Origin of the sequence: Dapis purpurea BLCC-M126, assembly GCF_050015975.1 — a bacterium.
Taxonomy (GTDB): Bacteria; Cyanobacteriota; Cyanobacteriia; order Cyanobacteriales; family Microcoleaceae; genus Trichodesmium.
This window is the reverse complement of record NZ_JBNHER010000044.1, coordinates 1-9,479: the sequence shown is the minus strand read 5'-3', so window position 1 is coordinate 9,479 and position 9,479 is coordinate 1. Positions and strand designations below refer to the sequence as shown.

10 protein-coding genes are annotated in these 9,479 nt (G+C 36.4%); 2 read left to right on the top strand and 8 right to left on the bottom strand.

The genetic code is table 11. The annotated features are described in order from the left end of the window. Positions 1–505 precede the first annotated feature (505 nt). Positions 506–1,693, bottom strand: coding sequence for a 7,8-didemethyl-8-hydroxy-5-deazariboflavin synthase subunit CofH (gene cofH / locus ACP6PL_RS04615; RefSeq protein ID WP_426543031.1), 1,188 nt, complete (start codon positions 1,691–1,693; stop codon positions 506–508). 593 nt (positions 1,694–2,286) lie between these two features. Continuing rightward, positions 2,287–2,898 (bottom strand): DUF3318 domain-containing protein, encoded by a 612-nt coding sequence (locus ACP6PL_RS04610; RefSeq protein ID WP_426543029.1) that lies wholly within the window; start codon positions 2,896–2,898, stop codon positions 2,287–2,289. A 341-nt stretch (positions 2,899–3,239) separates the two neighbouring features. Between ACP6PL_RS04610 and ACP6PL_RS04605 the strand changes: the two genes are divergently transcribed. Further along, on the top strand, positions 3,240–3,542 hold the full coding sequence (locus ACP6PL_RS04605; RefSeq protein WP_426543027.1) for a hypothetical protein: 303 nt from the start codon (positions 3,240–3,242) through the stop codon (positions 3,540–3,542). 984 nt (positions 3,543–4,526) lie between these two features. After that, positions 4,527–6,116, top strand: coding sequence for a peptide ligase PGM1-related protein (locus ACP6PL_RS04600; RefSeq protein WP_426543025.1), 1,590 nt, complete (start codon positions 4,527–4,529; stop codon positions 6,114–6,116). A gap of 131 nt (positions 6,117–6,247) precedes the next feature. Here the strand turns inward: ACP6PL_RS04600 and ACP6PL_RS04595 are convergent, their stop codons facing one another. From ACP6PL_RS04595 to ACP6PL_RS04570, 6 genes are all read right to left on the bottom strand, one after another. Continuing rightward, the gene (locus ACP6PL_RS04595) at positions 6,248–6,829 is read right to left on the bottom strand and encodes a hypothetical protein (protein ID WP_426543023.1); all 582 of its coding nucleotides are present in this window, start codon (positions 6,827–6,829) and stop codon (positions 6,248–6,250) included. Positions 6,830–6,995: 166 nt separating this feature from the next. Continuing rightward, complete coding sequence (locus ACP6PL_RS04590) at positions 6,996–7,262, bottom strand: hypothetical protein (RefSeq protein WP_426543021.1); 267 nt, start codon at positions 7,260–7,262, stop codon at positions 6,996–6,998. Positions 7,263–7,292: 30 nt separating this feature from the next. Continuing rightward, the gene (locus ACP6PL_RS04585) at positions 7,293–7,718 is read right to left on the bottom strand and encodes a PIN domain-containing protein (RefSeq protein WP_426543019.1); all 426 of its coding nucleotides are present in this window, start codon (positions 7,716–7,718) and stop codon (positions 7,293–7,295) included. Positions 7,719–7,730: 12 nt separating this feature from the next. Continuing rightward, a complete protein-coding gene (locus tag ACP6PL_RS04580) occupies positions 7,731–7,937 on the bottom strand; it encodes a hypothetical protein (protein ID WP_426543017.1) in 207 nt (68 codons plus the stop codon). Positions 7,938–8,454: 517 nt separating this feature from the next. Further along, entirely contained in the window at positions 8,455–8,604 is a 150-nt protein-coding gene (locus ACP6PL_RS04575) for a hypothetical protein (protein WP_426543015.1), read from the bottom strand. A gap of 144 nt (positions 8,605–8,748) precedes the next feature. Beyond that, positions 8,749–9,479: WD40 repeat domain-containing protein (locus tag ACP6PL_RS04570; RefSeq protein WP_426543013.1), on the bottom strand; the 731-nt coding region annotated here is incomplete at its 5' end.

Below are 9,479 nucleotides of genomic sequence, written 5' to 3'. Positions count from 1 at the left end.
GGCTTTAAACCAGAATTATTTAATTATTAATAATTAATAATTAATAATTGGGTAAGGAAGAAAGAAGGAAGCAGAAAAAATATTTAGTGTGGGTTGATTTAGGAGCGGGTTGATTTTATCAAGATTTACGCAAACCAACTAATAAACCGGGTTTATTGCACTTATATTGTTGTTCAAACCAGGAGATTTTCCTCATAAACCCGGTTTCTGCGTAATATCATGTTCGGGTAATCACTTATAATAAAGTTTTTGTTTGTAGTAGGGCTTCAGCCCTAACTGTAGATGGGGCTGAAGCCCTACTACGAGCTTTAATTACAATAACTATTTAACCGAACATGATATAACTCCTATTTATGTAATAACTGACACATCTAAAATGGTCGTTACATCATTGGGGGCGGGTTTATCTAATTTTAGGTAAAAACTCGTTAATTTAATGGGGAAACCCGCCCCTACTATTGCCACATTTGACTACAAATATCATCTAAACTTGTGACTTCTGACTTCAATAAAGAGTACTTCTTTGTTTATCGCTTCTCCCCAAACTTCTAATAGCCTCTTGTAAATTTTCCACTTCCATACAAGTACCTCCTACAGCACCTGCCATTGTCGTAATATGCTCCTCCATTAAGGTCCCGCCAATATCATTACAACCCCAAGTTAATGCCTCCTTGGCTCCATCTAAACCAATTTTTACCCAACTTGGTTGATGATTAATAATCCAATTTCCTAAGAATATTCTCGACACTGCCGTTAATAATAAAACATCCAACAAAACAGGTTGGTCTCGCCCCACCCTCCGACGCAAAGGTGCAGGTGCTTCTTGTCCGACAAAAGGTAATAAAATAAACTCCGTTATTCTTGCCGGATAATCTTTTTCAATGGCAGTTTGTTGGAGAAAGCGCAACCTTTCTAAATGTAAAATTTGCTGTTGGGGTGTTTCAATATGACCGCACAACATTGTACTTGTGGTTGGCATTCCCAAGCGATGCGCCGTACCTACTATTTCTAACCAAGTCGCCGTATCAATTTTTTCTGGGCAAATAACTCGCCTGACTGCATCATCTAAAACTTCTGCAGCAGTACCTGGCATCGATCCGACACCCGCATCCTGCAAAGCAGCAATTACATATTCATAACTCACCCCATCCTCCCTAGCAATAAACTGTACCTCCTGGGGAGAAAAAGCGTGTAAATGTAATTGGGGAAACTCGTTTTTAATCTGTTTTACCAGTTGTAAATAATAAGGTAAAGATTTTCCTGCAACTTTAGCTTGAAGATTTAATCCTCCCTGCATACAAATTTCTGTTGCTCCACGTTGCACCGCATCATTAGCTTTTTCTAAAATTTGACCAACATCTAACCAAAATGCACCATCATCCCCCTCATCTCGGCGAAATGCACAAAAACTACAATGTTGTTCACATATATTGGTGAAATTTATATTACGGTTGATAATATAAGTTACTGTATTACCAGCTTGTTTTTGTCGAAGTTGATCTGCTGTTTTTTGGATAGCAGTTATTTCTGGTGGAAGTTGAGTTAAGGCAAACTTTCCGAAATTAGGTTGAGTAGTTGGAGATAACAATAAAAGTCCCTCTGCTGGAGATAGATCAAAACCTTCGAGAGCGCGATTTAAAATTTTCTCTAACTTTAAATCTAGGTTTTGGTTTGTCACATTGAAAGTAGTCATGTTTATCTGCTAAAAGGTTAGAGTGAGAAAGTTTAACCAGAATATAGTTAACTTCTGGCGCAGGAATTTACAGAGTTAGTTGTTACTATTGGTAGTTTGGATAGCGATCGCTACTTACCGAATAATTAAGGTCTAAAGCCTCTCTTTTTAAGGAGAAAAAGCGGTCATTTAGCGTTCCGCACAACTTCGTTAACGGCTCAGAGCCGACATGAATGGGGAGCATTCCGAAGGATGGGATGGCGAGGTTTCCCGCTCTTACAGAGCAGCTCCATTTTTCATGGCACGCAGGGTTTTTCATGTCGGCTCTTAGCCGTTTAGCTAGCGCACAACTTCGTTAACGCTGCGCGACATATAAAGCGGAGCTTTGCGCTAGCACAACGCGCGTTGTGCGGAACGCTAAACGCTATATCAAATAGAGCAAAAGAAGAAAAAAAATCATTTTGCTCAATCCTCTTCTTTTAAGGAGAGGTAATTATTAATTAAATAATTCAGCTTTATTAGCTTCCCCTTGAAAAGGGAAAAAAGTCCTAGGAATTTCCCTATATTCAATTTCCTCACGGTTTTAATCAGAGGTAATTATCCATTAATGAATGCTATTCCTTTCTAACTTTTTCTGGCACTCCCACTGGAGATAAACCAGCGATCGCTTTTAAATTTTGAGACCTAATTAACTCAGTAAAATTAAAATTATTCCGCCCTTCAATTTTTGCTATATTTTCAATTCCTTGTAATAAATGATTAGCTGCTTCAGCTGCTTCATAACCCCTTCTAGTTGATATTCTAATTGCCATTTCGTCTGCCGCTAATTCTGTTTGTGTACTATGATTACTCTGCCAAATTCTTGTCAAACCAATTGCACTTAAACCACCGGCAACTAACATACCAACTACATCAGCTTCTGTTAATTGGGAAATTATTCCTACTAACCCAACTCCCAAAATACCTTGATTGATATTTGGTTTAAACCATTGAATTTCACATAACCAACTCACAGTTCTTAACATGATTAAATCTCGTTGTTCTTTGGGTAAATTCATCCATAAATCAAAATTTAGATAGATCGTCCGATCATTTTTCCATGGTACAGGAAAGGTTGTTTTAATAATTGTAGGTTGCTCTGGTTTTCCTACTATTTTTGTCATCATTCGCCCAGAAGCAGGCATAATATCGAATAAACGGCTAGTTTCAGAAAGTTCAGGATTCATCTTTATTAAATGCCCCTAAAGTATTATATAGAGTTTTATAATAAATAAAATTGCTGAAAACGAAAGTACAGCAGATTCCAAGTATAGCAGTCACGAGAGTGCTTAGGATATTCTTGCCCTCTCAAATTTAATGACAGCAACAATTTAACTTCTGTACCTCGCCAATCCAACAACTCCGCCCTATCTAACCTTCTAACTTCTGACTTCTGACTTCAATTTATTTCTCCAGCTTTTAGATTATCTGAATTCAAGATAAAATTCTCATATAGTAGGTAAATTTTTCCTCTAGTTTTGAGTTAAAATCTTGACGTAAGTAAAATTATATGATAAGAGAGTAAAGAATGGAAGCTTTTAATCTAACTCCTCCCCAATGGACTGAATCGGCAATTCATAGCTTTGATTTCCGCTGTCCCAAATGTGGGGCAAGTACAATGGAAGCACAGGCAGTATGGATTAATCGACGATCGCCTGTATATACAGAGAATAGTCGCCGCAAATGGCAAGAATTTTATCATTGTCATTGTAATACGAGTTGGTGGGCTTGGAGTAGCGATCGCCCACCTTCTAAGTATGCTGATAGTCAGCAAGATAATGATATGAGTGATTTAGATGGCGATCAGAGCGATCTAGATTTAGACCTTTAAGTTAAAATCTTAAACTAATAATTTCAAATGGCAGTTTTCGCCATAGTAATACTGATTAAATTTCAATTGGATTTATTGTCAATTTACCTATTAAGTAGGTGAGCATAAATAAACGCAACAAGTGTAGGGCGGGTTTAATGGAGTATACCGGAAATATCAAGGCTTTCTTATAACCCCCACCTACATTTTTTTTAGTGTTTAATTAGACGTACCTACTTATTACTTCTTTAGCATTACCGAAATATTGTGGTTTAAAGCCTCCCCCTTTAAGGGGATAATAAATCAAAATTTTCCTGTTCGTCAATCCTCTTCTTTTCAAGGAGAGGTAATTATAAATTCTTAATTCTCAATTCTCAATTCTTGAATTGTTTCTGCTTCTAGCACTTTTTTCAGTATAGTAGAATAGTTATATAGAACCTAGTTGGCATCTTTTTCAATATTAAGTTTTTTTGTAGGAGTCAGAAGTAGAGCAGAAGTAGGTTTGGCAACATACCTCTATTCATTAATTGATAATGGATAATTGATAATTGATAATTACCTCTGGTTAAAACCTTACCGGAATTGAAGATAAGGAAATATCCTAGTACTATGTTTCCCCTTAAAAGGGGAGGCTTTAAACCAGAATTATTTAATTATTAATTATTAATAATTCGGTAAAAACCAATATATCATAACCTTTTACAGAGTTTTTGTGCTGAATTATCGAAAATGTCTAGTAGGATAAAATTAAATTTGATGCTTCACTTTCTCCTCACTCCTGATACTTACTTATACTTATACCAATTCACTTTAAGGATGTCACAAATAATTTCCAACTGTAAATGTTAAATAATTGCCTGAAACTGTTATTTTGTGAGAGTTTTTAGCCTATCAAATCTGGCATTCTCAATTCTGAATTCTCAATTTAGTGAAACGGTATTACCAATGCTGATTATATAGATGTTAAATTGGTTCTATCAAACTCAAGAATAATTGATAAAAACCATGATAAAATTAGACACTGCTAATAAAGAAAAATCCTTACTATTTAGGGAACTACAAACTCATTTGCGCGATCGCTGGCAAAATATAGATTTATCTGATCAGAGTGACTCAGATATTTTGGTTATCCCTTCTGTCACCCTAGATCAACGGGAGTTGCGAAAAATACAGGGTGCTCACAACTACGAAGAACGACATCTATTTTCCTTAATACGTCTGCGGAACCCCCGCACCAGATTAATTTATGTTACTTCTGAACCCCTCCATCCGAGCATTCTTGACTACTATTTACAACTGTTACCAGGAATTCCCTTTTCCCACGCCCGCGATCGCCTGCTCCTATTTGCTACTTATGATGCTTCTGCGAGACCTCTAACTGAGAAAATTTTAGAACGTCCCCGTCTCATTGAGCGGATTCGACAAGCGTTGCGTCAGGAAAAATCTTACATGGTTTGTTATAACTCTACCCCACTCGAACGAGAATTGTCTTTGCAGTTAGGTATCCCTTTGTTAGGAGCAGACCCAGATTTGAGTTATTGGGGTACTAAAAGTGGCAGTAGGCAGATATTTGCTGAATGCAATATTCCTCATCCTGATGGTAGTGAGTTAGTTTGGAATATTGATGATTTAGCATTAGTAACAGCGCAGTTGTGGGAACGGCAACCTCACCTGCAACGAATAGTGATTAAGTTGAATGAGGGTTTTTCGGGGGAAGGTAATGCACTGTTAGATTTACAACCACTACAAAAAGTAGAGAAGAGTGACAGGGTGAAAGCTATACTTAATAGTTTTACGGCACTACGGTTTCAGTCTGTTAATGAAACTTGGGAAAATTTTAGTAAGCGCATTTTTGAGTTAGGGGCAATAGCAGAAGCTTTTATAGAGGGAGATGTGAAGCGATCGCCTAGTGTGCAATGTCGAATTACACCCAAAGGTGAAGTTGAAATTACCTCCACCCATGACCAAATTTTGGGGGGACCTGATGGACAAATTTTTCTCGGTTGTCGTTTTCCTGCTGATGAAGCTTACCGATTAAATTTACAAGATTTAGGTATGAAAGTAGGAAAAAGTTTAGCTGAAAAAGGTGCTTTAGATAAATTTGGAGTAGATTTTGTCACTGTAAATCAAGGTACAAATGAATCGCCAAAATGGGATTTATTTGCGATTGAAATTAACTTGCGTCGGGGTGGTACAACTCATCCATTTATGACATTAAAGTTATTAACAAATGGACGTTACGATCTTGACACTGGTTTATTTTATAGTCAGCAGGGGCGGGCAAAATTTTACAAAGCTACAGATAATTTACAAAAAAGTCGTTATCGGGGTTTATTGCCTAATGATTTAATGGATATTATTGCTTTGAATAGATTGCATTTTGATAGTGGTACTGAGACAGGAACGTTATTTCACATGATGGGGTGTTTGTCACAATTTGGCAAATTAGGCTTAACAAGTATTGGTAATTCTCCTGAACAAGCGGAGGAAATTTATCAGAAAGTTGTTAATACTTTGGATAATGAAACAACAGGAGATAATAATAGCTGGGGATTACCTCCAACTAATGCTATTTCTTGGAATAGTAAGATTTAATATCAAATCTGGTAGTATCGGTATAAATAAATATAGAAACCGGGTTTTTATTAAATTCCCTACTATCTAACATCTACCTCTGATAAACCCGGTTTCTTATAACACTCCAAAGGAAGCAGATTTGATTTAATTTATGTAGTTGAAGGCTTGGTATTATTTTTGGGTTTAATATCTCTTCTTCCCCAAGGTTTCAAAAAGGAAATAATAAAGATGAAAATCAGACTCAAAATTTGAATTGATGCACCAATAACTATGGCTTGAGTATCAAACATAAACAGAGGATTACTCAAAGCTTTTAATCTTTCTGCATCAGAAATAGCTGTCATTGCATTAGTCCATGGTCCTAACCAAAGTGTTCCAGAAATAATCAATGTGCTAGTAAGAATCCATTTAGTAATTACCCAATAAAATTTAAAAAATCCCCAAATTGTTAACCAGCAAAGTAAGGCTCCAGTCAGTAAAGTTATATTAGCTGCGGGAATAACTACCCAATCATCTAATAATTTTACAATTGAATTAATTCCGTAAAGTTCATCGCCATTAGTCCTGTTAAAATTATTGAAAACCATAATTAGCATACAAAGGGCAGTGCCAAACCAAATTGCTCCAGAAATAACATGAGCAGATATGAGCCAACTTTTTTGGTTTCCTGTTAGTCTAATTCCTGGTTTCTGATTTTTTTTCTCTTTAGGCAAGGCAGACTGATTAGTCATACTTTATCTCCTGATTAGATTTATTGGTTATTGTTGGATTGGCATTTAAGGAAACCCAACCTACAAAACTTAGGTAAAATTTAACCATCATATTCTACCAATAAAGCAATACCTGTGGATATTTTCTTCATTTGTTAGCCAAATTTCTCACCGTTTGGGTGAATTATTATTGCTCATCTAATTCATCCCATGTTTGTAATTCTTGCCATTCTCTATCTTGCTGATAATGCTCTAACATTTTTTCGGCTTGCTTTGCTAAAATTTCTCGTCTTTTTTCTGATGGTAATTTCATTAAATAACTGGCATCTGTTTCATCTTTTTCTTGGAGGTAAGTCAAGAAATCTAAGGCTATTTGTAGTCGTTCCGGGGAAAGATTTACTAACTTTTCTTTAGCTGTTTCAAGGATTGTGGGGTCTGTTGATTGTAATGACATTTGGAAAAATCCTACAAAGAAGTATCTATTTTATTTAAACGGATTAATAATATTGAGTTGTTTTAAAACTATTAAACCATCTTGTATATCTTCAGAATAAAGAACATTTGCACCTCCTGCTAAAGCACTTGCAACAATTAAGCTATCCCAAAATGATAAACTATATTGACTCCGTAAGTCTGAAGCAGATTCCAGGATAGTTAACTCAAATGGTAAGACTTGACAGCGGTTATAAAGAGATTGAAGAACTGCCTTAATTTGGCTTTCATCAAATTTAGCTTTTTTAATTAAATTGACTGAAAGTTCATTGATTACTTGGGTACTGATAATAAGATTTGATTTTTCTGTGATAGAAATAGCAATATTTCGCTTTCTTTCTCTTTCTATGGCTTCTATCCGTTGATCATCAAACAAGCGATAAAGCCAAACATTTGTATCAATAAAGTTTAGTTCCATTTGAGTTAATGATTAACTTTCATAGATTTGTTCGCGGGTTAAAAAGCTATCGACTTTGATTGGTTTTTCTGTCAGATAGTCAATTGCGTCTTTGCCTATTTTTGTTTGAGATTTTTGTAAATCTTCTAGTTGATTTTTGGCTTTAAATGCCTCAATAATTGCTTGTATTTGTTCTAGTTGTTCTGGTTTTAAACCATTAACATTAATCGTTTGGTTCATAGTTGATTTTGATTATATAATTGTATTATTTTAGCACCAAGCGGTGAATTATCATTACTCATAAAGAAAATTACCTCACTGTCATTGCGAGGGGGGTGGGGAAAGAAATGGTTTTAGTAAGTACCTATAAGTTCCCCCCGTGGCAATCTCTACCTAAAGAGATTGCTTCGACTAAGTTAATTGCTTTCCCAGAAGCTTAACTGTTTTGCTCACCGCCTTGCTATCGCAAAACTGCGTTAACGCAATGACAGAGAGGTTGTCATTGCGAGGGGGGCGGGAAAAGCAAGAGTTTTGGTTATTCCCGATACGCCCCCCCGTGGCAATCTCTAGTCTAACAGTTAAGCTAAAGAGATTGCTTCGACTAAGTTAATGGCTTTCCCAGAAGCTTAACTGTTTTGCTCACCGTCTCGCAATGACAAGCTTGAACTTCCTCTTGAAACACTTTTAATTTCTCTGTTTCTTAGGGGAGGGTATTTCCTTATATCCAATCAAGAACGTTTTTAACCATAGGTAATTATCAATTATCAATTATCAATTGTTCTGGATCTCTATCTATTTCCTCAGTATCTGGATTTAGATCAATATATGGCTCCCATGTTTGAGCTTGCTTCAATAGAGAAATACCTAACTCAACTCTCTGATTTTCTATTATTAATTCCCTACCCATTCCTAACAGATTTGTTGCTGCATTTAAACTGAAATTAGAGTCTAGTTTTACTGCTTGTTGAAACTGAGAAACTGCTTCCTCAAGTTTTCCCTCTGCTGCTAATTTCTCACCTTTTAAAAAGAAAGCTGTGGCTGAAGGCTCTATTTAATCGCAAAGGTGTCGTTCTTTTTCTTCTAAGTTAGGGTTATTTTTCAGGTAGTCGCTCATCCACTTGCAAGCGTTGTCTATTAGCTCATCTCGGTTAAAATTCCACAGTTTGATAGTGTTATCATAACTCCCTGAAGCAATCAATTTTCCATCCGGGCTAAATGCTACAGCTAAGATAGAATTTTTGTGCCCTAATAAAGTCTCAACTAAAGTGCCATCTGTTTTCCACAGTTTTATAGTGTTATCCCCACTCCCCGAAGTAATCAATTTCCCATCGGGGTTAAATGCTACAGCATAGACATAATCATTGTGCCCCGATAAAGTCTCAACTAAAGTGCCATCTGTTTTCCACAGTTTGACTGTGTTATCCCTACTCCCCGAAGCAATCAATTTCCCATCAGGATTAAATGCTACAGCATAGACATAATCATTGTGCCCCGATAAAGTCTCAACTAAAGTGCCATCTGTTTTCCACAGTTTGATAGTTTTATCCCTACTCCCCGAAGCAATCAATTTCCCATTGGGGCTAAATGCTACAGCATAGACAGCATTTTTGTGCCCCGATAAAGTCTCAACCAAAGTGCCATCTGTTTTCCACAGTTTGATAGTTTTATCCCAACTTCCCGAAGCAATCAATTTCCCATCCGGGCTAAATGCTACAGCATAGACATAATCATTGTGCCCCGATAAAGTCTCAACTAAAGTGCCATCTGTTTTCCACAGTTTGA

Bases quoted from the DNA above. Each gene is read 5' to 3' on its own strand.
- cofH (WP_426543031.1), bottom strand. From the start codon at position 1,693: ATGACTACTTTCAATGTGACAAACCAAAACCTAGATTTAAAGTTAGAG.
- ACP6PL_RS04610 (WP_426543029.1), bottom strand. From the start codon at position 2,898: ATGAATCCTGAACTTTCTGAAACTAGCCGTTTATTCGATATTATGCCT.
- ACP6PL_RS04605 (WP_426543027.1), top strand. From the start codon at position 3,240: ATGGAAGCTTTTAATCTAACTCCTCCCCAATGGACTGAATCGGCAATT.
- ACP6PL_RS04600 (WP_426543025.1), top strand. From the start codon at position 4,527: ATGATAAAATTAGACACTGCTAATAAAGAAAAATCCTTACTATTTAGG.
- ACP6PL_RS04595 (WP_426543023.1), bottom strand. From the start codon at position 6,829: ATGACTAATCAGTCTGCCTTGCCTAAAGAGAAAAAAAATCAGAAACCA.
- ACP6PL_RS04590 (WP_426543021.1), bottom strand. From the start codon at position 7,262: ATGTCATTACAATCAACAGACCCCACAATCCTTGAAACAGCTAAAGAA.
- ACP6PL_RS04585 (WP_426543019.1), bottom strand. From the start codon at position 7,718: ATGGAACTAAACTTTATTGATACAAATGTTTGGCTTTATCGCTTGTTT.
- ACP6PL_RS04580 (WP_426543017.1), bottom strand. From the start codon at position 7,937: ATGAACCAAACGATTAATGTTAATGGTTTAAAACCAGAACAACTAGAA.
- ACP6PL_RS04575 (WP_426543015.1), bottom strand. From the start codon at position 8,604: ATGGGTAGGGAATTAATAATAGAAAATCAGAGAGTTGAGTTAGGTATT.